19 protein-coding genes and 1 tRNA gene are annotated in these 24,568 nt (G+C 52.3%); 18 read left to right on the top strand and 2 right to left on the bottom strand.

The genetic code is table 11. The features are described from left to right. Positions 1 to 10 precede the first annotated feature (10 nt). From murD to KHS78_RS02035, 14 genes are all read left to right on the top strand, one after another. Entirely contained in the window at positions 11 to 1,369 is a 1,359-nt protein-coding gene (gene murD, locus KHS78_RS02100; RefSeq protein WP_246505988.1) for a UDP-N-acetylmuramoyl-L-alanine--D-glutamate ligase, read from the top strand. Continuing rightward, positions 1,362 to 2,573, top strand: coding sequence for a putative lipid II flippase FtsW (gene ftsW / locus KHS78_RS02095; RefSeq protein WP_211824657.1), 1,212 nt, complete (start codon positions 1,362 to 1,364; stop codon positions 2,571 to 2,573). The genes murD and ftsW overlap by 8 nt, the downstream gene beginning before the upstream one ends. Further along, positions 2,566 to 3,639, top strand: a complete 1,074-nt coding sequence (murG, locus tag KHS78_RS02090; RefSeq protein WP_211824655.1) for an undecaprenyldiphospho-muramoylpentapeptide beta-N-acetylglucosaminyltransferase — start codon at positions 2,566 to 2,568, stop codon at positions 3,637 to 3,639. The genes ftsW and murG overlap by 8 nt, the downstream gene beginning before the upstream one ends. Before the next feature lie 40 nt (positions 3,640 to 3,679). Further along, on the top strand, positions 3,680 to 5,077 hold the full coding sequence (gene murC / locus KHS78_RS02085) for a UDP-N-acetylmuramate--L-alanine ligase (protein ID WP_211824808.1): 1,398 nt from the start codon (positions 3,680 to 3,682) through the stop codon (positions 5,075 to 5,077). A 6-nt stretch (positions 5,078 to 5,083) separates the two neighbouring features. Further along, entirely contained in the window at positions 5,084 to 6,079 is a 996-nt protein-coding gene (locus KHS78_RS02080; RefSeq protein WP_246505986.1) for a D-alanine--D-alanine ligase, read from the top strand. Then, positions 6,031 to 6,882: a cell division protein FtsQ/DivIB gene (locus tag KHS78_RS02075; RefSeq protein ID WP_211824653.1), complete on the top strand. Its 852-nt coding sequence runs from the start codon at positions 6,031 to 6,033 to the stop codon at positions 6,880 to 6,882. Before KHS78_RS02080 ends, KHS78_RS02075 begins: the two co-directional genes overlap by 49 nt. A gap of 37 nt (positions 6,883 to 6,919) precedes the next feature. After that, positions 6,920 to 8,155: a cell division protein FtsA gene (ftsA, locus tag KHS78_RS02070; protein ID WP_211824651.1), complete on the top strand. Its 1,236-nt coding sequence runs from the start codon at positions 6,920 to 6,922 to the stop codon at positions 8,153 to 8,155. 57 nt (positions 8,156 to 8,212) lie between these two features. After that, positions 8,213 to 9,364: a cell division protein FtsZ gene (ftsZ, locus tag KHS78_RS02065; protein WP_211824649.1), complete on the top strand. Its 1,152-nt coding sequence runs from the start codon at positions 8,213 to 8,215 to the stop codon at positions 9,362 to 9,364. Positions 9,365 to 9,465: 101 nt separating this feature from the next. Continuing rightward, the gene (gene lpxC, locus KHS78_RS02060; RefSeq protein WP_211824647.1) at positions 9,466 to 10,380 is read left to right on the top strand and encodes a UDP-3-O-acyl-N-acetylglucosamine deacetylase; all 915 of its coding nucleotides are present in this window, start codon (positions 9,466 to 9,468) and stop codon (positions 10,378 to 10,380) included. 371 nt (positions 10,381 to 10,751) lie between these two features. After that, complete coding sequence (locus tag KHS78_RS02055) at positions 10,752 to 11,687, top strand: M23 family metallopeptidase (RefSeq protein WP_211824645.1); 936 nt, start codon at positions 10,752 to 10,754, stop codon at positions 11,685 to 11,687. A gap of 47 nt (positions 11,688 to 11,734) precedes the next feature. Then, positions 11,735 to 14,455 (top strand): preprotein translocase subunit SecA, encoded by a 2,721-nt coding sequence (secA, locus tag KHS78_RS02050; protein ID WP_281416959.1) that lies wholly within the window; start codon positions 11,735 to 11,737, stop codon positions 14,453 to 14,455. A 146-nt stretch (positions 14,456 to 14,601) separates the two neighbouring features. After that, entirely contained in the window at positions 14,602 to 15,825 is a 1,224-nt protein-coding gene (gene argJ / locus KHS78_RS02045; protein ID WP_211824643.1) for a bifunctional glutamate N-acetyltransferase/amino-acid acetyltransferase ArgJ, read from the top strand. 159 nt (positions 15,826 to 15,984) lie between these two features. Next, entirely contained in the window at positions 15,985 to 16,929 is a 945-nt protein-coding gene (locus KHS78_RS02040) for a Nudix family hydrolase (protein WP_211824641.1), read from the top strand. A 203-nt stretch (positions 16,930 to 17,132) separates the two neighbouring features. After that, positions 17,133 to 18,272 carry a hypothetical protein gene (locus tag KHS78_RS02035; protein WP_211824639.1) on the top strand — a complete coding sequence of 380 codons (1,140 nt, stop codon included), beginning with the start codon at positions 17,133 to 17,135 and terminating at the stop codon, positions 18,270 to 18,272. A gap of 34 nt (positions 18,273 to 18,306) precedes the next feature. On the opposite strand, the gene yacG is transcribed toward KHS78_RS02035, so the two are convergent. Both yacG and KHS78_RS02025 read right to left on the bottom strand, forming a co-directional pair. Next, positions 18,307 to 18,495, bottom strand: coding sequence for a DNA gyrase inhibitor YacG (gene yacG / locus KHS78_RS02030; protein WP_211824637.1), 189 nt, complete (start codon positions 18,493 to 18,495; stop codon positions 18,307 to 18,309). A gap of 73 nt (positions 18,496 to 18,568) precedes the next feature. After that, positions 18,569 to 19,546, bottom strand: coding sequence for an outer membrane protein assembly factor BamD (locus tag KHS78_RS02025; protein ID WP_211824635.1), 978 nt, complete (start codon positions 19,544 to 19,546; stop codon positions 18,569 to 18,571). A gap of 216 nt (positions 19,547 to 19,762) precedes the next feature. Here KHS78_RS02025 and rluD point away from each other — a divergent pair, with 216 nt between their 5' ends. The 4 genes from rluD to KHS78_RS02005 all read left to right on the top strand — a co-directional run bounded on the left by rluD (position 19,763) and on the right by KHS78_RS02005 (position 24,567). Next, on the top strand, positions 19,763 to 20,743 hold the full coding sequence (rluD, locus tag KHS78_RS02020) for a 23S rRNA pseudouridine(1911/1915/1917) synthase RluD (RefSeq protein WP_211824633.1): 981 nt from the start codon (positions 19,763 to 19,765) through the stop codon (positions 20,741 to 20,743). Then, positions 20,715 to 21,485 carry a peptidoglycan editing factor PgeF gene (gene pgeF / locus KHS78_RS02015; protein ID WP_211824631.1) on the top strand — a complete coding sequence of 257 codons (771 nt, stop codon included), beginning with the start codon at positions 20,715 to 20,717 and terminating at the stop codon, positions 21,483 to 21,485. The genes rluD and pgeF overlap by 29 nt, the downstream gene beginning before the upstream one ends. Positions 21,486 to 21,588: 103 nt before the next feature. Then, positions 21,589 to 24,156, top strand: a complete 2,568-nt coding sequence (gene clpB, locus KHS78_RS02010; protein WP_211824802.1) for an ATP-dependent chaperone ClpB — start codon at positions 21,589 to 21,591, stop codon at positions 24,154 to 24,156. A 335-nt stretch (positions 24,157 to 24,491) separates the two neighbouring features. Continuing rightward, a tRNA-Asn gene (locus tag KHS78_RS02005) sits at positions 24,492 to 24,567 on the top strand. Position 24,568 lies beyond the last annotated feature (1 nt).

The raw sequence follows: 24,568 nt of genomic DNA, 5'->3' as shown, positions 1-24,568 counted from the left end.
GGATAGTGCGTTGAACGGGCAGCTGATAGGCAGTGACAAGCGTCGGATAATCATAGGTCTTGGAAAGACCGGGGTGGCCTGTGCCCGCTACCTGGCTGCCCGGCAGTTGCCTTTCAGTGTGGTGGATTCCCGTGAGTCGCCTTCGGGTCTTGCGGCGTTTCGTGAGCAGTTCCCCGATATAACGGTTGTCACCGGCTCGTTTGATGCAGAACTGCTTACCTGTGCGGATGAGTTGATTGTCAGTCCAGGTGTTTCCCTCAAGGAACCGGCCATTGCTGCGGCTATTGCCGCTGGTGTTGAGGTCGTCGGCGATATTGAATTGTTTTGCCGGGATGTGACTGCACCGGTGATCGCGATTACAGGCTCCAATGGCAAGAGCACGGTAACGACGCTGGTAGGCTTGATGGCTGAGGCGGCGGGCATCAGTGTTGGTGTTGGCGGCAATATCGGTGTGCCAGTGCTGGAATTGCTGGAGTGCTGTGATAAGTCGTTCTATGTCCTTGAACTGTCCAGTTTTCAGCTGGAAACCACGTACTCATTGCGTGCACAGGTGGCGACAATGTTGAACCTGACGCCAGATCATATGGATCGCTATAGTACGGTAGCGGACTATCATCAGGCCAAACAGATGATATACAGAGGGTGTCAGTCGGCGGTATATAACCGCGATGATGCCCTGAGTTATCCCTTGGTGCCTGACTCTGTGCCGCAAGTCGCGTTTACACTGAAAGAGCCAGACTTGAACCAGTTTGGTCTGCGTCATGAGCAGGGACAGACATGGCTTGCGCAGGGTTTCGAATGCCTGATGCCGGTCAGTGACATCCGTATTCGAGGTCGGCATAACCATGCCAATGCGCTGGCGGCGCTGGCTATCGGGCATCAGGCTGGTTTTCCTCTATCTGCCATGCTGGATGTGCTCCGCACTTTCCCGGGATTACCTCACCGGTGTCAGTGGGTGTCAGAAAAGGATGGTGTCAGCTGGTTTAATGATTCCAAGGCTACCAATACCGGCGCAGCAATTGCTGCCATTGAAGGGTTGGGTGCGGATATTGACGGCAAGCTGGTATTAATTGCCGGTGGTGACGGAAAAGGTGCTGATTTTTCAGAATTATGTGATCCGGTCAGTCATTACGTTAAAACGGTGATCGCGATCGGTGCTGATGGCCCACGGCTTGCAGAATGTTTAGATGGCTGTGCGATGCTTTGTTCTGCCGGTTCCATGGATGAAGCCGTAGCGTTGGCCGGTGACATAGCGGCAGCGGGAGATGCGGTATTGTTGGCGCCCGCCTGTGCGAGTTTTGATATGTTCCGAAGCTTTGAAGAACGTGGTGACGTCTTCGCGCATCTGGTGGAGGCTGCCCATGGCTGAGTGGCTTCAGGGTGAATGGATCAAACGCCTGCGCCTCCCGCAGCTGGAGCCATCTTTTCTGGTGGCTGGCAGGGATCGGCAGGTGCTTGATTATCCCTTGATTGCTTGTGTTCTGGCGTTGCTGTTGATTGGTCTGGTGATGGTCGGATCGGCATCCACCGGTATATCCAGTGCGCATTATGACTCAGCGTTTCACTTTTTCCTCAGGCAATGCGTATTCATGGCTGGCGCTGTGGGCGTGATGGCCGCTGTACAGATATTCCCGATTGAGCTCTGGCAGCGCTGGAGTGTGTTGTTGTTGGCGTTGGGTTTCTCTCTGTTGGTGCTGGTGTTGTTTGTTGGCCGGGAGATCAACGGCAGTGTTCGCTGGATTCCACTGGGATTCTTTAACCTGCAGGCCTCGGAAGTCGCCAAACTCAGCATTGTTATCTATATGGCATCGTATTTGTCTCGGCGTCAGGATGAAGTGCGTGATGGCTGGTGGGGATTTCTCAAGCCGCTGATTGTTTTGCTTTTCGCCATGGCGTTATTGCTGGCCGAGCCGGACTTTGGTGCAGTGGTTGTGCTCATGGGTGCCGTGTTGGGTATGGTGTTTTTGGCAGGTGCCAGATTAAGGCAGTACTTTGTCTTGATCCTGGCTTCTCTGGCCGGTATCGCGCTTATTGCGATCAGTCAGCCATACCGGATGCGCCGATTGACAACGTATATGGACCCCTGGGCGTACCAGTTTGAAAGTGGCTATCAGTTGACGCAGTCATTGATCGCCTTCGGTCGTGGTGGCTGGTTTGGTGAAGGGCTGGGCAACAGTATCCAGAAACAGTTTTACCTGCCGGAAGCCCATACCGACTTTATTTTTGCCGTAATTGCGGAAGAGTTCGGATTGCTGGGCAGTGTCTTAGTGATTATGCTGCTCGCTTTTGTCAGTTGGCGGGCCCTGCGTATTGGTTATCTGGCGGAAAAGGCCGGGCAGGTGTTTTCGGGGTATATGGCTTACGGTATCGGGTTACTGCTCGGTATTCAGGTTTTTATCAATATTGGTGTAAGCACCGGGCTATTACCGACCAAAGGGCTGGCGTTACCGTTTTTGAGTTATGGCGGCAGCAGCCTGTTGATCAGTTGTCTGGCCGTAGGGTTGTTGGTGCGGATTGATTATGAACGACGGATCTTCGCCTCCGGGGCAGTCAAGGAGGCCAAACATGACTGAGCAGGGTAAACCGGTTTTTGTCATTATGGCTGGTGGCACCGGGGGGCATATTTTCCCGGCGCTGGCCGTTGCAGAGGCTCTGCAGGCTCAGGGTTATGGTATCCACTGGCTGGGTACTCGTGATGGCATGGAGTCCACTCTCGTGCCTGCTCACGGCTTTGATATTTCCTATATGCCAGTAAAAGGGATTATGGGGAACGGGATGCGTGCCATCCTGCAGGCGCCTTTTCGCGTCACGGCTTCTGTACTGAAGGCCATCAGAGTCATGCGTAGCATGAATGTGGTCGGTGTACTGGGTATGGGCGGTTTTGCATCGGGGCCGGGTGGCGTCGCAGCAAAATTGCTGGGTATACCGCTGGTTATTCATGAGCAGAATGCGGTTCCTGGTTTTACCAATAAGATTGCGTCACGGTTTGCCTCTCGGGTTCTGGAAGCGTTTCCGGGTACCTTCGATGTGACGGATAAAGCCATTTTTACCGGTAATCCGGTACGTAATACGATTCTGCCTGAATCTGAAGATAACGCCAGAGCAGGACCTTTAAAGCTGCTGGTATTAGGGGGAAGTCGTGGCGCGCTTGCGATCAACGAATGCATCCCTGCAGCTATGGCATTAGCCAAGGCGCCGGTAGAGGTTTGGCATCAGACGGGTGCCGGCAAGGTGGATGAAACGCAGGCTATTTATGAACATTGTGGTGTGACCGGACGTGTTGAGCCCTTTATCGACGATATGGGGGCTGCTTATCGTTGGGCGGATATTATTGTCTGCCGCTCCGGTGCATTGACTGTGGCTGAACTGGCTAACGCCGGCAAACCAGCCATTCTGGTGCCTTATCCCTGGCACAAAGATCAACAGCAGCTGCGTAATGCCCGTTACCTGGTGGACAGGGGCGCGGCAGTCCTGCTGGAACAAAGCGAATTAAGTGACGTGAAGTTAGCAGAATTACTGGATAAGTATGCACAGGAGCGAGAGCTTCTGAGCAAGATGCGAGAGGCAGCACTGGGTTGTGCACGCCCCGAAGCGACCGCAACCGTGGCGCAGCAATGCAGGGAGGTGGCACTTGGCTGATCTTAACGGCCGGTCCGTACCGGTATTTGCTATTCCTGAGATGCGCCGCATTCGCCGTATTCACTTCATCGGCATTGGCGGTGTTGGCATGTGCGGCATTGCGGAGGTGTTGAAAAACCAGGGGTACGATATATCAGGCTCTGATCTGCGGGAATCCCGTGTGACGGCGCGTTTGCGTGACCTTGGTATTGAGGTCTTTATCGGACACGAGCGCGAGCATGTGCAGAAGGCGGATGTCGTGGTGGTGTCGTCAGCGGTGCAGGAAGATAACCCCGAGTTAGTGACCGCTCGTGAGCTGCGTATCCCGGTGGTTCCCAGGGCGGAAATGCTCTCTGAATTGATGCGTTACCGCCATGGTATTGCCGTAGCCGGCACTCATGGGAAGACAACGACAACCAGCCTGATTGCGTCGGTATTGGGGCAGGGAGGACTGGATCCGACCTTTATTATTGGTGGAAAGCTGAATTCGGCCGGCACCAATGCCCGGTTGGGAGGAAGTCGTTACCTGGTGGCAGAGGCCGATGAAAGTGATGCATCGTTTCTGCACCTGCAGCCGATGGTGGCGGTTGTCACCAATATCGATGCGGATCATATGATGACTTACGACGGTGATTTCAGCCGTTTGAAGAAGACCTTTGTCGACTTTCTTCATAACCTGCCGTTTTATGGGCTGGCAGTGATGTGTATTGATGACCCGGTCATCCGTGAATTACTGCCAGAGATCAAGCGACAGGTGATCACTTACGGCATGTCTGAGGATGCAGACTATCGAGCCATTGATATCGCCCAGAACGGGATGGAAAACCGTTTTCGTCTGGTGCGTAAGGATCGTGATGATGTGCTCGATATCCATCTGAATATTCCCGGTGAGCACAATGTGCTGAATTCACTGGCGACCATTGCTGTAGCCAGTGAAGAGGGTGTTGGTGATGAGCAGATCCGTGAAGGCCTGATGCAGTTCCAGGGGGTAGGGCGTCGCTTCCAGGTTTATGGGCATTATGAAACGGGTGTCGGCAATGTCATGTTTGTCGATGACTACGGGCATCATCCTCGAGAGGTTGCCGCGACTATCGCGGCGATACGCAAAGGCTGGCCGGACAAACGACTGGTCATGGTGTACCAGCCGCATCGCTTCTCCAGAACCCGTGATCTGTATGATGACTTTGTCGAAGTGCTCTCACAGGTCGATGTGCTGCTGTTGATGGATGTCTATCCTGCCGGTGAAGAGCCGGTGCCCGGTGCCGATGGTAGAAGTCTGTGCCGCAGCATCCGTCAGCGGGGGCGTGTCGATCCGGTGTTTATCCCCAGAGGTGAACCCGTAGAGCCGGTGTTGGCTGATTTATTGCGTGATGATGACCTGCTGATCACCCAGGGGGCGGGTGATATCGGTGTGTTGGCGGCTGATCTTGCGGAGAACGCATTAAAACTGAAGGCGTGAAACTGAATGAGTGAACAATTTGGCAGGGATGAACAAGGGGGCGGTATGGATGCACTGGGGCGTGTAGCTGTTCTTTATGGCGGTACCTCGGCTGAAAGGCAGGTATCGTTGCATTCTGGTGGCCGGATTCACGCAGCGCTTCAGAGTCGCGGTGTAGACAGTATCCTTATCGATACTGAGGACGGCCTGATCAGCCAACTGCAGACGATCAAGCCGGATCGCGTTTTTCTGGCACTGCATGGTGGTGATGGTGAAGATGGCACGGTGCAGGGGGTGCTGGAGTATATGGGGATTCCGTATACCGGCAGTGGCGTGAAAGCGTCTGCACTGGCCATGGACAAGTATCGTAGCAAGTTGATCTGGCAGAGTATTGGTCTGCCGACCCCGGAATACCAGCTGGTGACGGGCGATGTCGATATTGATGATTTGCCGGTTCCCTGTTTTGTGAAACCGAACCAAGAAGGCTCCAGTATCGGTATGACCCGGGTGAATACTCGTGATCAACTGGCTGATGCCATTCGCAAAGCGGCAGACCATGGTGAGCAGGTGCTGGTTGAGCGTCTCATTGAAGGGGCTGAATTTACCGTTGCCATTCTTAACGGTAACGCCTTGCCAGCCATACGGCTTGAGACTGACAACGTGTTCTATGACTACGAGGCCAAGTACCTCTCGGATGGAACCCGTTATTATCTTCCTTGCGGTCTCAGTGAGGATAAGGAACGCGAATTACAGGCTCTGGCGCTCCGGGCCTTCAATGGTATTGACTGTCACGGATGGGGGCGTGTGGATGTGATGCAGGATGGCGATGGTCAGTTCTGGCTGCTGGAAGTGAATACGATCCCAGGTATGACGGATCATAGCCTGGTACCTATGGCTGCCCGTGCATCTGGGCTGGAGTTTGAAGACCTGGTGCTGGACTTGTTGCAGGCATCCGGTCAGCAGGAGAACGGGACATGGAAACCCGGTTATACGCCCCGGATCGAGATGGTAGTGACCGACTGAAAAGTCGGACAGTTAGTCGATCGGCCAGGAAAGTCCATGGCGCCAGGCGGTTGGAAGACCGGCAGGCGTCTGTCAGGCGCTGGACTCAGCTAGGGGGTCAGGCGGCCAAGCTGTTACTGGCCGGGATGGTGATTGGCGCGTTTGTCTGGTCGTTGCCCTGGCTCTGGAATTGGCTCGACAGACCGATAGTAAGTGTGAAAGTAGAAGGCGAATTTCGCTATCTACCCAAGGAAGTAGTAGAGCAGCAGGTCACACCGTTTTTGGCGGAACGGTTTTTCCGCCTGGATGTGGCTGGCCTGCAAAGTGCTTTGCAGAACGTGCCGTGGATTAGCCGGGCAAAAGTCCGGAAAGTCTGGCCGGAGACCCTGAGTATCCGAATTCAGGAGCAGGTGCCGGTGGCTCGCTGGAAGCGGGGTGGTGTTCTGAATGGCGATGGTGAAGTGTTTCGGGTGAATGATCTGAGCCACTTCGGTGATTTGCCGCTGCTCTATGGTAAAGAAGCTGCTGCGCCACAGGTGATGCAGCAGTATATGACATTGAACCAGCAGATTCGTCCTTTAGGGTTGGCAATGACCGCCCTGGGGCAACGAGAGACGGGAAGCTGGTGGTTCCAGATCGGTGATGTCGAGGTCAATCTTGGTCATCGCGACCTGGTCAAGCGAATGCAACGATTTGTGCGTCTTTATCATGTATTGCTGCAGAAACAGTGGCAAGATGTGCGACGCGTGGACTTGCGCTATCGCGATGGTATAGCGGTTTCCTGGAACACGAATGACGGAAGCAGAGTAAATCGCAGTAACTGATGAACAGGTAAACGTTGAAGCAACAGGCAGGTTACGCATGACGGCGACGGGAAATGGAAGAATGATTGTCGGTCTGGATATCGGGACTTCCAAAGTGGTGGCGCTCGTGGGCGAAATCACGGATAGCGGTGATATCGAGGTGATCGGCATTGGCTCGCATCCTTCTCGGGGGTTGCGGCGAGGCGTCGTGGTCAATATTGAGTCAACGGTTCAGTCAATCCAGCGCGCCATTGAAGAGGCTGAGCTGATGGCGGGCTGCCAGATTCACTCTGTTTATGCCGGTATTGCAGGCAGCCATATCCGAAGCCTCAATTCACATGGGATTGTGGCTATTCGTGAGCGTGAAGTGACCCGGGCCGATATGGATCGGGTAATTGATGCTGCGCAGGCCGTGGCTATCCCGGCAGATCAGCGAATCTTGCATATCCTTCCCCAGGAGTATGTGATTGATACGCAGGAAGGGGTCAAGGAGCCCTTGGGGATGTCTGGCGTGCGGCTGGAGGCCAAGGTGCATCTGGTCACCTGTGCCGTGAATGCCGCGCAGAATATTGAGAAGTGTATCCGTCGCTGTGGCCTGGAAGTTGAAGATATTATCCTTGAGCAGCTGGCTTCCAGTTACTCGGTTCTGACCGAAGATGAGAAAGAGCTGGGTGTCTGCCTAGTGGATATCGGTGGTGGTACAACCGATATCGCGATCTTTACAGAAGGTGCGATCCGTCATACGGCCGTGATTCCCATCGCTGGAGACCAGGTCACCAACGATATCGCCATGGCGCTGCGTACCCCGACGCAATTTGCGGAGGAAATCAAAATTAAGTATGCCTGCGCTCTTACCCAGCTCGCGGGTGCCGATGAAACTATCAATGTGCCCAGCGTCGGCGAGCGTCCTCCGAGGGAGTTGTCCCGGCAGGCCCTGGCGGAGGTGGTTGAACCCCGTTATGACGAGCTCTTTACCCTGATACAGGCGGAGCTGCGCCGCAGCGGGTTTGAGGAATTGATTGCAGCCGGTATCGTGCTGACCGGCGGTACGTCGAAGATGGAAGGTGTGGTTGAGCTGGCCGAGGAAATCTTCCATATGCCGGTCAGGCTGGGCGTTCCCCAGACTGTTCGGGGTATGTCTGATGTTGTGCGCAATCCGATTTATGCTACAGGTGTTGGCCTTCTTCACTATGGCTTGAAAATGCAGGGTGAAGGGGATATGGCCTTTGGTTCAAGAAAGCAGGAAGAGCCCGTTCTGGCGAAGATAAAACGCTGGTTTCAGGGGAACTTCTGATTGTTTTAGGGAAGTAATTCTATAAAAATGGACAGTTAAGAGAGAAGGAGATTTGTCATGTTCGAACTGGTCGATAATGCACCGCAAAATGCGGTCATAAAAGTGGTCGGTGTCGGCGGTGGCGGCGGTAACGCTGTCAATCACATGCTCAACAGTCAGGTTGAGGGTGTGGATTTTATTGTGGCCAATACAGATGCGCAGGCGTTAAAGCATCTCAATGCTCGAACCTTGTTGCAGCTGGGTACAGGTATTACTAAAGGTCTTGGTGCTGGTGCAAACCCGGAAATCGGGCGTCAGGCAGCATTGGAAGATCGTGAGCGGCTGGCAGAAGTGCTGTCGGGTGCTGATATGGTTTTCATTACCGCCGGTATGGGTGGCGGTACAGGCACAGGTGCAGCGCCTGTTGTGGCAGAAGTCGCGAGGGAGCTCGGTATTCTGACTGTCGCCGTGGTCACGCGTCCCTTCCCTTTCGAAGGCAGAAAGCGGATGACTATTGCGGATCAGGGGTTGAAGGAGTTGGCTGAGCATGTGGATTCGCTGATCACCATTCCTAATGAAAAATTGCTGCCGGTGCTGGGTAAGGATGCAAGCCTGTTGTCCGCGTTCTGTGCCGCGAATGATGTGCTTCAGGGTGCGGTGCAAGGTATTGCAGACCTGATCATTCGTCCCGGCATGATCAATGTCGACTTTGCGGACGTGCGCACAGTTATGTCTGAGATGGGCATGGCGATGATGGGTACGGGCAATGCGACCGGCTCCAACCGTGCCGTAGAAGCGGCAGAAGCGGCGATTCGCAGTCCTCTGCTGGAAGATGTTGATTTGCAGGGTGCGCGGGGTATTCTCGTCAACATTACTGCAGGTCTGGATTTCTCCATTGGTGAATTTACGGAAGTGGGCAGTACTGTTGAGCAGTTTGCTTCTGATGATGCTACGGTGGTAGTGGGAACTGTTATTGATCCGGAAATGTCGGATGAAATCCGTGTCACAGTAGTGGCGACTGGACTTGGTAAGCCTGAGCAGAAAGTCAAGAAGGTGGTTGATAATGCTGCCAAGACTGCTGATGGCAACGTGAACTATAGCGAGCTTGATCGTCCTACCATTCTGCGTAAGAAAGCGGTTGCTGGCAGTGATGTTGATGGATCGCCTAGCGCTAAGACGGATACGGATTATCTGGATATTCCGGCGTTTTTACGCCGCCAGGCTGATTAAAGCCTGTGCGGTCAAGATGTAACACTTTGTAAGGCGAGATTACTCTGCTAGAATGGCCGATTATCGACTATTTCGTGCAGATGCAAGCTAACGGCTGGGTCATGATTAGACAGCGAACGCTCAAAAATATTATTCGTGCTACAGGAGTGGGGCTTCATTCCGGTGAGAAGGTTTACCTGACACTGAAGCCTGCGCCTGTGGATACCGGCATTGTATTCTGTCGTACCGACCTGGAGCCTGTGGTAGAGATTCCAGCGCGTGCCGAGAATGTAGGACAGACGACACTGTGCACGTCGCTGGAAAAAGACGGCGTGCGAGTCGATACCGTTGAGCATCTTCTGTCCGCGATGGCGGGCCTGGGTATCGATAATGCCTATGTCGAGGTGACAGCGCATGAAGTGCCCATCATGGATGGCAGTGCGGGTCCCTTTGTCTTTCTGATTCAGTCTGCAGGTATCGAAGAACAGGCGGCCGCGAAGAAATTTATTCGTATCAAGAAGAAGGTCACCGTAGAAGAGGATGGTAAGACAGCCACCTTTGTGCCTTTTGATGGCTTCAAGGTGACATTCAGTATTGATTTCGATCATCCTGTCTTCAAGGGCTTGGTGCAGCGCTCCAGTATCGATTTTTCCAGTACATCCTTCGTTAAAGAAGTGAGTCGGGCACGTACGTTCGGCTTCATGAAAGATATTGAGTATTTACGTTCACAGAATCTGGCGCTCGGTGGTAGCGTTGATAATGCCATAGTGGTCGATGAGTACCGCATTCTTAATGAAGATGGCCTTCGCTATGACGATGAGTTTGTGAAGCATAAGATGCTGGATGCGATTGGTGACCTGTACCTTCTGGGTACCAGTCTGATAGGTGAGTTTATTGGGCACAAGTCTGGTCATTCACTGAATAACAAGTTGTTGCGTGCATTGATTGCTGATGCGTCTGCCTGGGAAATGGTGACGTTCGAAGATGCGGCCAGTGCACCTATTTCGTATGCTCGACCTACGTTGGTTATGGCCTGATATTGTTCTACTTCTCTCTCTTTAAGCCACCTCTTTAGGTGGCTTTTCTTTTTCCTGCTTTTGTGAATGTAGATTTTGAAGTGGCGAAAGTTGGTGAGGGTGTTCTAGATTTTAAGTGGTAGCCGTCAGTTTTTTTGAGTAGATGTGTGTTCAGGTTTTTAAATAGACAGGTAAATTGGTGCTTCTGAAGTGACGTTTATTTGTTGAGACCTGTCCGCGATGTGCTTCAGTTGCGGGGGGGGATGGCTAATGCTAGAGTTGGCCGGCTTGATATTTTATTTGGAACGGTTCCACCGGTTTGGCTGTATACAGGGCTGGGCAGAACTGAACAATATAACTGTAAAACAGGTATAGACCCGGTTAATGCGACAATGAAGATAATTGTTGTCAGCCAGCAGCATGGCAAGAGCCAGACCATCAATTTGCAACCACGAAGATTGGCCGTCTTCGGGGTTCTGGTCGCGGCTGTTATTTTGGCTTCCGGTTACTTTTTGGCCTGGTCAATGGTCAACGTTAATGTCGGTGGCTCCCTGACAGCGAGAGAGTTGTCTCAGTGGCAAAAGACTATTGCGCTTCAGCAGAATGAAATCGAAAAAGTCCGTGGCAACGCCAGTCTTGAGATTGATGCGCTGGCTGTTCAGCTAGCTCAGATTCAGGGTCAGATTCTCCGTCTGGATGCGTTGGGTGAGCGCCTGACCGCGATGGCAAAGCTTGATGCGGGTGAGTTTGATTTCAGCTCACCAGCCGCTCAAGGTGGGCCTGACGAGATGGTAGAGTCCGGTATCAGTTATCAGCCGCCGGACTTTGTGTCGTTAATTGATCAGCTTGCCATGCAGGTTGATAAGCGTGAAGAACAGCTCAATATCCTCGAAAATCTGTTGCTTGACCGAAAGCTGCAGGATGATGTCTATATTGCTGGGCGTCCCATTAAGAAAGGCTGGATGTCTTCTCCATTTGGCCGTCGAACCGATCCGTTCAGTGGGCGGCCTGCCTGGCACAAAGGTGTTGATTTCGCTGGTAAAGATGGCTCAGATGTCATAGCCGTTGGCTCTGGTGTTGTGACCTGGGCTGGTAAGCGAAGTGGTTACGGCAATCTTGTTGAGATTAATCATGGTAATGGCTATGTCACCCGCTATGGCCACAACAAGGACATTCTGGTTAATGTTGGCGATATTATCAGCAAGGGACAGACCATAAGCCTGATGGGTAGCACGGGGCGTTCAACTGGCCCCCATGTACATTTTGAAGTGCTGGTGAATGGTCGTCAGGTAAACCCGGCCCGTTATATATACCGTGCCAGCCGATAGTTCATTATTTTCTTCGCGATTCGATCAGTTTAGGCATTACTGAAATTATGTTGGCACCCCTAATTAAGAAAGTTTTTGGCAGTAAAAACGACCGACAACTCAAAAAAATGGGCAAGGTGGTCAAGGCCATTAGCGCCCTGGAAGACGGACTCTCGCAGCTGTCTGATGAGCAGTTGCAGGCCAAAACTGGTGAGTTCAAAGCGCGCATTGAAAAGGGGGAAACCCTGGATCACATCATGCCTGAGGCATTTGCTGTTTGCCGTGAGGCGAGTAAGCGTGTCATGGGTATGCGCCACTTTGATGTACAGATGATTGGTGGCCTTACCCTGCATGAAGGTCGTATCGCAGAAATGCGGACCGGTGAGGGTAAAACCCTGGTTGCGACATTGCCTGCCTATCTCAATGCATTGTCCGGTAAAGGGGTTCATGTCGTTACGGTCAACGACTACCTGGCAACCCGTGACGCCAACTGGATGCGCCCTCTGTATGAATTTCTGGGGATGACGGTTGGTGTTGTGGTTCCGATGCAGGGACCGGAAGACAAGCGCGTTGCCTATCAAGCGGATATCACCTACGGAACCAACAACGAATTTGGTTTTGATTTCCTGCGTGACAATATGGCTTTCAGTTCAGAGGATAAGTTCCAGCGTCCTCTGAATTTTGCCATTGTGGACGAAGTTGACTCCATTCTAATCGATGAGGCGAGAACGCCGCTTATTATCTCAGGTCCTGCAGAAGACAGTTCTGAGCTTTACAAGCGTATTAATCGCCTGATTCCGAAGTTGACGCGTCACTATGAGGAAGGTGAAGAACAAGGCCACTATCAGGTTGACGAGAAAACACGGCAAGTTGAATTAACCGAAGAGGGGCATCAGTTCATCGAGGAGCTGTTGACTCAGGAGGGTCTTTTGCCAGAAGGCGAGAGCCTCTATGCCTCTAATAACCTGAACATGTTGCATCATGTGAATGCAGCGCTGAAGGCGCATGTGCTGTTCCACAAAAACGTTGATTATATTGTCAGCGGTAGTGACATTCTTCTGGTGGATGAGCATACAGGCAGAACCATGCATGGTCGTCGCCTGTCAGAAGGTTTGCATCAGGCGCTGGAGGCAAAGGAAGGCGTATCCATTCAGGCGGAAAGCCAGACGCTGGCGTCAACGACCTTCCAGAATTACTTCCGTTTGTATGAAACGCTTTCCGGTATGACAGGTACAGCCGATACGGAAGCGTATGAATTCCGCCAGATTTATGGGCTGGATGTGGTCGTGATTCCGACCAATAAGCCAATGTCACGCAACGATCTCAATGACCTTGTTTTCCTGACCATTCAGGAGAAGTACGATGCGATCATTGAGGACATTAAAACGGCTATGAATGAAGGTCGGCCGATTCTGGTGGGTACAGCCTCCATTGAGTCTTCTGAGCTTCTGTCTGAGGCGCTGAAAAAGGCCAAGATCAATCATCAGGTTCTGAACGCCAAATACCACGAAAAGGAAGCAGAAATTATTGCCCAGGCAGGGCGTCCCGGTACGGTGACTATTGCCACGAACATGGCGGGTCGTGGTACGGATATCATTCTTGGTGGTAACTGGGAATCAGAAGTGGCAGCGCTCGATAACGCCACTCAGGATGATGTTGATCAGGTAAAGGAAGAATGGCAAAAACGCCATCAGCAGGTGCTGGATTCAGGCGGTCTACATATTATTGGCACCGAGCGTCATGAATCCCGCCGTATTGATAACCAGTTGCGTGGCCGTTCGGGTCGTCAGGGTGATCCTGGTGTTTCCCGTTTTTATTTGTCGCTTGAAGACAACCTGATGCGTATTTTCGCTTCAGACAGGGTCAAGAACTTCATGAAAGCGATGGGTATGGAGAAAGGTGAGGCGATTGAGCATCGCATGGTCACCAATGCTATTGAAAAGGCCCAGAGAAAGGTTGAGGGTCGTAACTTCGACATTCGTAAGCAGTTGCTGGAATATGATGATGTGGCCAATGACCAGCGTAAGGTCGTTTATGCCCAGCGCGATGAGCTGCTTGAAGCGGAAAATGTGGCAGACAGTATTGCCAATATCCGTGAAGAAGTGATCGATGAAATTATTAATGAGTATATTCCTCCGCAGACTCTGGAAGAGCAGTGGGATATTTCCGGCCTGGAAACCCGGATTACTTCCGAGTTTGCCGAAAAGCTGCCAATTGCGGATTGGTTGGACGCTGAGGACCACCTGGAAGAGGAAGGCCTGCGGCAGCGGATTCTCGAAACAGTTGTTGCTTCTTACCAGAAAAAAGAAGAAATGGCTGGTGGTGAAGCGCTGAGAGCGTTTGAGAAGCATATCCTTCTACGGATTCTGGATGATAAGTGGAAGGAGCACCTGGCGACTATGGATCATCTGCGCCAGGGCATCCACTTGCGTGGCTTTGCCGCCAAGAACCCGAAGCAGGAGTATAAGCGCGAAGCGTTTGAACTGTTCCAGCAGATGCTCAGTGATATCAAGCGCGAAGTGATTCGCATCCTGTCACATGTCCAGGTTCAGGATAATGACCAGACAGAAGAGATGGAGCGCCAGCGCCGTGAGGAGTTAGCGCGTAGGATGCAATTCCAGCATGAGCAGGCCGCAGCTATGGAAGCGCCATCTGGCGAAGCACAGCCTGCAGATGAACAACAGCCTGCGCAGCCGTTTGTCAGGGACAGCAAGAAGGTTGGGCGTAATGAGCCATGCCCTTGTGGTTCCGGCAAAAAGTACAAGCAGTGCCATGGCAAGATTGTTTAACTAGCAAATTGCCTGGCGATGGATCGCAATGCCTCCCAGGATGGGGGGCATTGTTTTATGTGGCCAGGATGCCAAAGAACAATAATCAGTGACTCATTTTATGGTTGCCATGTGGTACAAGGCAGTTATTTAGAGGGCTATTTGTGATGGCGTCAGAACAACCCCTTATCCGTGCAATGTATCCGGTGAAAGGCTTTCGGTTAGGTACAGTAGAAGCCGGTATGCGGTACCCGAACCGTAAAGATCTTGTGGTGATGACTTGGCCTGAAGGGGCGTCCGTAGCTGGCGTATTTACCCGGAATCGTTTTTGTGCAGCGCCAGTAGAGTTATCCCGGCAACGTTTGGTGAGTAAGCCTTGCGCATTGGTTGTCAATACTGGCAATGCCAATGCGGGAACCGGGGGGCAAGGCCTGGCGGACGCAGAAACCTGTACGGCCAGATTGGCAGAAGTATTGGGTTGTTTGCCGGAGCAGGTGCTGCCATTCTCCACAGGTGTGATTGGCGAGTACCTGCCGGTGCCGACGCTATTGGCTGGGCTGCCTGCTTGTGTTGAGCGTTCGGCAGAATCGGAAGCCGCCTGGCATCAGGCCGCTGAAGGGATCATGACGACGGACACACGTCCGAAAGGTGAATCTGTCCGCTTTGAGCATGAAGGCGTCGTTTATACACTGACGGGTATTGCCAAAGGGGCAGGCATGATACGGCCGGATATGGCAACCATGCTGGCTTTTGTTTCCACTGATGTGTCTATTGAAACTGCATGCCTCCAGCAGATCTTAAATGAAGTCGTCAATTGCTCTTTTAACCGTATAACGGTCGATGGGGATACGTCGACGAACGATGCCTGTCTGCTGGTGGCTACAGGTGCTGCCGGCAATGAAACCGTTGTGAGTACTGATCAGCCACTTTATCGTGTGTTGAGCAAGCAGGTAGCCGTGCTGTGTCAGCGTTTAGCCCAGTCGTTGGTTCGTGATGCCGAAGGGGCGACAAAGTTCGTCAGTGTTGTCGTTGAACAGGCTGGTTCGCGTCAAGAGGCCTTGGAAGTAGCCTATACCGTTGCGCATTCCCCGTTAGTGAAAACGGCTCTTTTTGCCAGTGATCCTAACTGGGGGCGTATTTTGGCAGCGGTTGGTCGTGCAAACGTTGATGATCTGGATGTGGCAGGCATCTCAATCTTCCTTGGCGATGTCTGCATTATTACCGGTGGCGGTGTTGCGGCTGATTATCGGGAGGCTGATGGCCAAGCGGTTATGGATCAGGCTGAAGTCGTAATCAGAATAGCGTTATCGCGTGGAGAGCTCACAGAAACGGTCTGGACCTCTGACCTTTCGCATGACTATGTCTCTATCAATGCCGAATACCGCACGTGATGCTAGTTCTTGGTAGGTCTATTAACGGCCATTCGATGCACATTGGGTGAGTATTTAATTATGCGAAGGCGAAATCAGGAGCGGGACTGTTATCTTGTTGCCTAAGCTCATTTGCTTAAGCTTGTTGGTTTCAAATCCTCAAAGGGCTCTGTGTGGTCAATGAGTAGTCAAAGTGTTCATGTCGCAGCTGCTGTTATTGAAAATAATAAAGGCGAAGTGCTCTTGGCCTTGCGGCCAAAAGACAAACACCAGGGAGGGCTTTGGGAGTTCCCGGGAGGGAAGGTTGAGGTCTTGGAGTCTGTAAAGGATGCTTTGGTTAGAGAGCTTAAGGAGGAATTGGGTATAACGGTATCTTGTTCCTCCCCGTTGATTCGAATTCATCATACTTATCCGGATAAAAGCGTATTATTGGATGTTTGGCGTGTTACTGCATTTGGTGGGGAGCCTCGTGGTTGCGAAGGCCAGGAAGTGCGTTGGGTGGCTCGTGAGGATTTGCGATATTATGATTTTCCAGCGGCTAATAGGCCTATCGTTAGTGCGGCTATATTGCCTGATAATTATTTGATTACGGGGCAGTTTGAAACGCATGAAGCGTTTTTTGAAAGATTGCAGGCTGCCTTTGAGGCAGGAATTAAACTCACGCAATTTCGAGCGCCTTGGCTAGAACCACGAGATTATAGGTGTTTGGCAGCAAAGGCTGCAAAATTAAGTAGAGCTTCAGGGGGGCGCCTGTTGTTAAAAGGTGATGTTGCGCTTTTGACTGAAGTATGGGTTGATGGGCTTCATTTAACTAGTGGCCAACTGCATAAGTTGTATGAAACTGGATGGCGTTATCAGGGAGATAAGTTATTAGCGGCCTCCTGTCATTCAATAGAGGAATTGTTTCAGGCAGTCCAAGTAGGGTGTGGTTTTGTGACGCTGTCTCCGGTGCGTGAAACTGCCTCTCACCCCGGTGTGGAGCCTTTGGGGGTTGAGCATGCTGCCAAATTGACTGATATGGCTATTCTTCCGGTTTATTGGTTAGGTGGAATGGGGGAAGGCGATGAATATGAGGCAAAATCTGCCGGAGCGCAAGGCGTGGCGGGTATCTCCTGCTACTGGTGATAAAAATTCCCCTAAATGACATAGGCATTATTAATTTGAACTATCTGTCATATCGCACTGTCTAAATAGTTTTAGTATTCATTTTAGTAGGTGGTGATATGGCATCTAGCTCAGCGTGCTCGCATTCATATGTTTCTAGTGGGGGTGTTCCTGATGGTAGTAGAAGGCGTGAGAAACCCTCCGTTATGGGTGTCAGAAGGGTTGTGCTGTCTGAAGCTGAAGTCTCCCACTTTCAGGATAAGGGGCGCGAAGTTGCTTATTTATTTGAAAATAAGAAGGCGCCTGGTGTTGGTGAATTTCGGCGGGTTGAAAAGGCTGTCATTAATGAGGGGTCAGTAAGCTCTCAGATTGTTAAGAAGGCCTCTGGGGAGGGGGAGGGGGAGCAGTATTTATTGAAGTTTTTGCATAATATATCCTGGTGCGCTTATATTAAGCGTCAAATTCAGAGTTTTTTCTTTCTGGTGTTGTCACTCATATTGTTGGTGTTTCGGGATACAGAAAGGGCAAGGTTTTATGAATTAAAAAGTCACTATTATGATAATCTCGCTGTTTTGCATTATAGGGAAATGTTTGCCAATAACGTATGGCCCGAATTGTTAGGTAAGGGTGAACCATCTCTTTTTTCTTCAGAAGTACTTTATGAGTCGCAAGCTTTAGAAGATGGTAGTGTGGAGAGCCTTCTGCCGGCACTGACGGTTAAATATATTGATCAGTGCAAGTCTTTTGAAAAGCGCACGCTTTTTCAAGAAATGGGAGAAAGATCGCCTTATGATTTTTTTGAAGGGGAATACCATCCTGCCTTTATCTATTACCTCAGGATATTAGTGCAATTGGATGAAGATGCACTGAAGCTAGATAATTATCTCCTGCAGCCTGTACAAGAGCAAAGTGAGACTGGTAAGCCTCGTTATCGTTGCATTCCCATTGATGGTGGTATGTGTATGTATAAGGGGGGAAGTAGTTTAAGGAAAGCTAAAACAGTAGATGAGTTATTGGCGAAACTTAGAAAGCCATCATGGAAGCATTATGCGCAATATTCTTGTCGCCCGACAATGCTGGAAATTTTGGAAAAAATGGAAAAAGATCATCCTGGGTACTTGCGCAAATCGCTTGTCGATGTACTTGAGCGTATCGCAAATTTGGAGATTGGTGATTTAATCGATCATGCTAAGGATATAGACATGGAAGCTGATACAAGTCCGGGAGCGCATGAAGAGTTTGAGAGAATTAAGGCGTTGTTAGAAAAGCAATGTGCTTTGGCGAAACGCCTGGTGGAGAGTGAGCGTGAACGCCATCAGCCTCCCAGTGAGGGATCTACTACTCACTCTGGTGGTGGGGTGTGATTGGCAGACTGGTAATGTATGGTGATCACGTTTATTAGGAATTGTTAAGGTCACTTTCCATCACGTCATCAAACTGGTTGTCGCCTGGAATCTTGTGTTCTTCTTTGGCCCAGGCGCCGAGATCAATCAGTCGGCAACGTTCGCAGCAGAAGGGACGGAATTTATTTTCGGGTTTCCAGAGGACTTTCTTTCCGCAGGTGGGGCATTTAACAGCAGTGGACATTGTGGAATCTTGTATTGGGAGTTAGTGAAAGGGCTTGCCTATGCAAGCCCTGATCAGCCTTCAATAAGGTCAATTACTGTGCTGAAGATTGCTCTGGCGGTTTCGGTGCGGTCGCCTCGTTACCGCTGTCACCCAGCAGGCCGAAGGTGATCACATTCAGCCAGGAGCGGCTTCTGGGCGTGTAGGGATCTGGCTTGATCTCGTCAGCCGGTTTGCCGTCAACCAGGCCGAAGGTGATGATGTTCCAGACGGACGGATCCACATCGGCATAAACCTTGTAACCCGTAAACTCACCGTTTTCTCCAATCAGTTTGCTGTCCGGGAAGTTGGTTTTCAACACCTCCAGCGCCTCGTTGGAAGGCTGCTCCAGGTTCAGGTGCTGGTAGCCTTCGACCATCATGCCCAGCGCATCTTCAACGACCGGTGTGCCCTGCATATGCTCGACAATGTAGCGCCCGCGGTTAATGGCCGCGACATAAGCCTTACGCTTCATGTAGTAATTGGCGACATGCAGCTCATAGTAGGAGAGCCGATTACGCAGGGCGATCATCCGCTGACGGGCGTCGCTGGCGTAAGGGCTGTCCGGGAATCGCTGCAGGAGCTCGGAGAACTCGTTGAACGATTGACGTGCCTGACCCGGGTCTCGCTTGGACATATCGACCGGTACATACCGCTCAATCAGGCCAAGGTCTGCGGTGTTGGACGCCAGGCCACGCATGTAATAGGCGTAATCCACGTTTGGATGCTGTGGATGCAGCCGGATGAACCGCTCAGCCGAGGCCCGTGCGGCTTCCGGCTCCATGTTCTTGTAGTAGGCATAGACCAGATCCAGCTGTGCCTGTTCGGCAAATGGGCCGAACGGGTAGCGGGATTCCAGTGCCCTGAGTTTGTCGACGGCCTGGCTGTAGTTGCTGTTCTCCAGCGATTGCTGGGACTGACGGTACAGCTCGGCTTCTGACAGGTTCTCGGGAACCTTCTCTTTCTCGCTGCTGGCGCAGGCTGTCAGGAAAGTGACCAGGGCCAGAATAAAAAATCGTTTGCTCAGTAACATGTTTGCTCAATATCCCTGAGGTTTCCGTCCCCCGGAACCGGACGTGGTGTGATAAACTGCGTGACGTTAATTCTTCGTATTTAAACATAGGTCATAACCTAATCCCAAACGCTAAAATCGTAGATTTTTCTGCAACGGGCAGACTCGATTCTTCAGCGTTTGTGACGGCTGCCCGTGTTTCCTGAACCCTGTTGGAATTTACTGTTCGGCTAATCAATGACAGAACGGATAGAACTTGAGGCCCGCGTCCCGGATGAAATGGGTGGCAAGCGGCTTGATCAGATCGCTGCGGCGGTTTTCCCTGACTACTCTCGCAGCAGCCTGCAGTCCTGGATTCGCTCGGGCGACATGAAGGTCGACGGCAAGGTCTGCAAACCGAAAGAGAGGTGTTTCGGTGGTGAGCTGCTGACGCTGATCACAGAAGTTGAGAATGATGATCGCTGGGAGCCGGAAGATATCCCGTTGGATATTATCTATGAGGATGAAGCAATTGCCGTGATCAACAAGCCGGCAGGCCTGGTGGTTCACCCGGCGGCGGGTAATTACAGCGGTACGTTGCTGAATGGCTTGTTGTACCGGTATCCGGATATCGCCAGTGTGCCTCGCGCCGGTATTGTTCATCGGCTGGACAAGGATACCAGCGGCCTCATGGTGGTGGCGAAAACCCTTGCGGCGCACGCGGATCTGGTTGATCAGCTGCAGGAGCGTAGTGTCAGCCGTGAATATGAAGCGGTGGCTATCGGCAGCATGACCACCGGGGGAGAGGTCGAGGCACCTATTGGCCGTAATCCTGCTACCCGATTGAAAATGGCTGTGACCGGGGGCGGTAAGTATGCTCGCACGCATTATCGGATCATCGACCGATACCGCGCCCATACGCATATCCGGCTGCAGCTGGAAACTGGTCGCACCCATCAGATACGGGTGCATATGGCGCATATCGGTTATCCCCTGGTGGGGGATCCATTGTATGCCGGTCGGCTGAAGCTGCCGAAGGCGGCGACGTCTGAGCTGGTCGATAGGTTGCGTAACTTTGGTCGTCAGGCGTTGCATGCTCGTCGTCTGGGGCTGGTACACCCGGTTTCGGGGGAGTATATGGAGTGGGAATCCGAGCTGCCTGCGGACTTTGTGGAATTGCTCGAAGTGCTGGAGGGGGATCAGCAGGCCTATGTCGAAACCACAGAACCTGTCTTCTAGCGGTCGTTATCTGCAGCCAGACTGGCCAGCGCCGGCCTCGGTGAAAGCCTTTGTAACCACCCGAAATGGTGGTGTCAGTGAGGGTTCCTGGCGAAGCCTGAATCTTGGGCTTCGCTCAGGGGATGAGGCTGAGAAGGTGATAGAAAATCGCGCGCTACTGATGCATGAATGGGCGCTGAATCAAATTCAGTGGTTGAAGCAGGTGCATGGTGCTGACCTGGTGCAGGCTGATCGTGAGTGTGCGGAGGCAGAGGCCGATGCCTGCTGGTCAGACGTGTCTGAGCGTGCCTGCGCAGTGCTCACAGCCGATTGTTTGCCTGTTTTGTTCTGTAACCGTTCCGGGACTCGTGTGGCGGCAGCGCATGCCGGTTGGCGCGGGCTGGTCAGTGGTGTGCTGGAAAATACCGCTGCGATTTTTGATGACTCGCCGGATACGCTGATGGCGTGGCTTGGGCCGGCCATCAGTCAGCCGTGTTTTGAAGTGGGGCCGGAGGTTCGGCAGGCATTTCTGGCGCATGAGCCTGAAGCAGAAAGTGCCTTTGTTGCGGGTCAGGGGGATCGCTGGTTTGCGGACATTTACACCTTGGCCCGCCAGCGTCTTAAGACATTGGGCATCTATGATGTATATGGAGGGGACTATTGCACGGTTCGTCAGGAAGACCTGTTTTTTTCTTACCGGCGTGATGGCGCAAAGTCCGGCCGGATGGCCTCTGTCATCTGGCTGGCCGGAACTGACGGATAACCCTGCCTTGAAAAGGGGTTAGATCGCCATCATATAGTTCTCATCGAAAGTCAAACGAATCATGCCCGTGGCATTGTCTCGGGCAGTTTTGTCGGAGGTAATGATGAGAGCGGATCGACTGACCAGTAAACTCCAGTCAGCCCTTGCCGATGCCCAGTCGCTGGCGATCGGTCGGGATAATAACCAGATTGAACCGGTTCACCTGCTGCAGGCCATGCTGTCCCAGCAGGGGGGCTCCGTCAAGCCGCTGCTGATGCAGGTGGGGTTTGATATTGAAGGCCTGAGGGCCGAGCTCGAACAGTTGATCGAAGAATTGCCTGTGGTCAATAACCCCACGGGTGATATCCAGCCTTCCCAGAACCTGCTACGTATTTTGAATCTTGCCGATAAGCAGGCCCAGCAGAATAAAGATCAGTTTATCGCCAGTGAAACCGTGCTGTTAGCCATGATGGATGACAGTGGGCCGTTGGGCAAAGCGCTTAATGGCCAGGGTGTCAGCAAGAAAGCATTGGAAACCGCCATCAAAAATATTCGTGGGGGTGAATCTGTCAATGATGCCAATGCGGAAGACAGCCGGAATGCGCTGGCTAAATACACGCTGGATCTGACTGAGCGGGCTGAGCAGGGCAAGCTGGACCCGGTCATTGGGCGTGATGATGAAATCCGCAGAACCATTCAGGTTCTCCAGCGTCGTACCAAGAATAATCCTGTGTTGATCGGTGAGCCCGGTGTCGGTAAGACGGCTATCGTCGAAGGTCTGGCGCTGCGCATCGTTAACGGTGAAGTGCCGGAAGGTATTCGAGACAAGCGTGTATTGTCGTTGGATTTGGGCGCTTTGCTGGCAGGTGCCAAGTACCGGGGTGAATTCGAAGAGCGCCTGAAGGCGGTGCTCAATGACCTGGCCAAGCAGGAAGGTCGAATTATTCTCTTCATTGATGAGTTGCATACCATGGTGGGTGCCGGTAAAGCGGATGGCGCCATGGATGCCGGGAATATGCTCAAGCCGGCATTGGCTCGAGGGGAGTTGCACTGTGTTGGTGCCACGACGTTGGACGAATATCGGCAGTACATTGAAAAGGATGCAGCCCTTGAGCGCCGTTTCCAGAAAGTGCAGGTGAATGAGCCTACGGTTGAGGACACCATCGCCATTCTGCGTGGCCTGAAAGAAAAATATGAAGTCCACCACCATGTGGACATTACTGACCCGGCGATCATCGCGGCTGCCAAGCTCTCTCATCGCTACATTTCTGATCGACAGTTGCCGGATAAGGCCATTGACCTGATTGATGAAGCAGCCAGCCGTATCCGCATGGAAATGGACTCCAAACCAGAGTCTATGGACAAGCTGGAACGTCGATTGATTCAGCTGAAAATTGAGCAGCAGGCGTTGGGTAAAGAGGAAGATGCAGCCTCCCGTGAGCGCTTGGTCTCGCTCGAAGAACAGATTGGCAAGCTGGAGAAAGAGTACTCCGACCTGGAAGATGTCTGGAAGAGTGAAAAAGCCGTTGTTCAGGGTGCCCATAAGCTGAAAGAAGAAAAAGAGCAGTTGCTGCTGGAGTTGGAAGCGGCGAGCCGGAATGGTGATCTCGCGAAAATGTCTGAGATCCAGTATGGGCAGCTGCCGGAAATCGAAAAACGGATGCAGCAGGCGGAAACGGCTGAAGACGGCCCAATGAAGCTGTTGCGTAACAAGGTGACGGATGAGGAGATTGCGGATGTTGTCTCTCGCTGGACCGGTATACCCGTTTCCCGGATGTTGGAAGGTGAGCGCGATAAGCTGCTGAGAATGGAGCAGGCGTTGCACAGCCGTGTCGTGGGTCAGGATGAAGCGGTTGTGGCGGTCTCCAATGCCGTCCGACGCTCCCGTGCGGGCCTCTCAGACCCCGATAGGCCGAATGGCTCGTTCATGTTTCTTGGTCCCACCGGTGTGGGTAAAACAGAGCTGTGTAAGGCGCTGGCCGAGTTCCTGTTTGATACCGAAGCTGCCGTGATTCGGGTTGATATGTCTGAATTCATGGAGAAGCATTCTGTTGCCAGGCTGCTGGGTGCACCTCCGGGCTATGTTGGCTATGAGGAAGGTGGTTATCTGACCGAAGCCGTACGGCGCAAACCGTATTCTGTCGTGCTGCTTGATGAGGTGGAAAAAGCGCATCCGGACGTTTTCAATATCCTGCTGCAGGTATTGGATGATGGTCGCCTGACCGATGGTCAGGGGCGTACCGTGGATTTCAGAAACACGGTGGTGGTTATGACATCCAACCTTGGCTCAGACATGATTCAAACGTTGAAGGATGACGACTTTGAAACCCTGAAGCATGCTCTGGTTGAAGTGGTTGGCAATCACTTCCGGCCGGAGTTTGTGAACCGGATTGACGAGCTGGTGGTCTTTCATCCTCTGGCGAAGGAGCAGATTGCAGGTATTGCCAATATCCAGCTGGAAGAACTCCGCAAACGGTTGCATGAGAACGACCTGTCGCTTGAGCTGGACCAGCCGGCGTTGGATAAGCTGGTGGAGGCCGGGTTTGATCCCGTTTATGGTGCACGGCCTTTGAAACGCTCTATTCAGCGTTATCTGGAAAACCCCCTGGCGCAGGATATTCTTGCCGGGAATTTCGCGCCGGGGCATACAATTAAAGCAACGGTGAAGAATGATCAGATTGTTTTTGCCTGATCTGCATGCTCTCTGTTGTTTGAAGATGGTCTGAGGCTGGTGTTTTTGTCCCGTTGCTGAAGGGGCGGTGCCGGCCAGCCTCAAGCCCACCGGCTTTCACCGCTCCGACAGGGCTCCTGCCCTGCGTCGCTACCGCGGCATCCCTGCCGCTGCTGCAGTCGGAGGGCTTGAGACCGGCAAAAAACCTCTGAGTATCTGCTGTTTTTAGTACCGTTTTAGGCCTTCGGGTTATACCTGTTATGTCTTTATGACGATGAAAAGGCTTGACTCTTTTCAGAAAGTTATTATTATTCGCCGCCGTTGAGTGATGCACATCACGGCATCCGAAACGTTGTTCCCTGATAGCTCAGTTGGTAGAGCAAATGACTGTTAATCATTGGGTCGCTGGTTCGAGTCCAGCTCGGGGAGCCAA

This window comes from Kistimonas asteriae, assembly GCF_018263925.1.
Classification (GTDB): Bacteria; Pseudomonadota; Gammaproteobacteria; order Pseudomonadales; family Endozoicomonadaceae; genus Kistimonas; species Kistimonas asteriae.
Note: the sequence above shows the minus strand (reverse complement) of the source record. Positions and strands in the feature narration are given on the sequence as shown.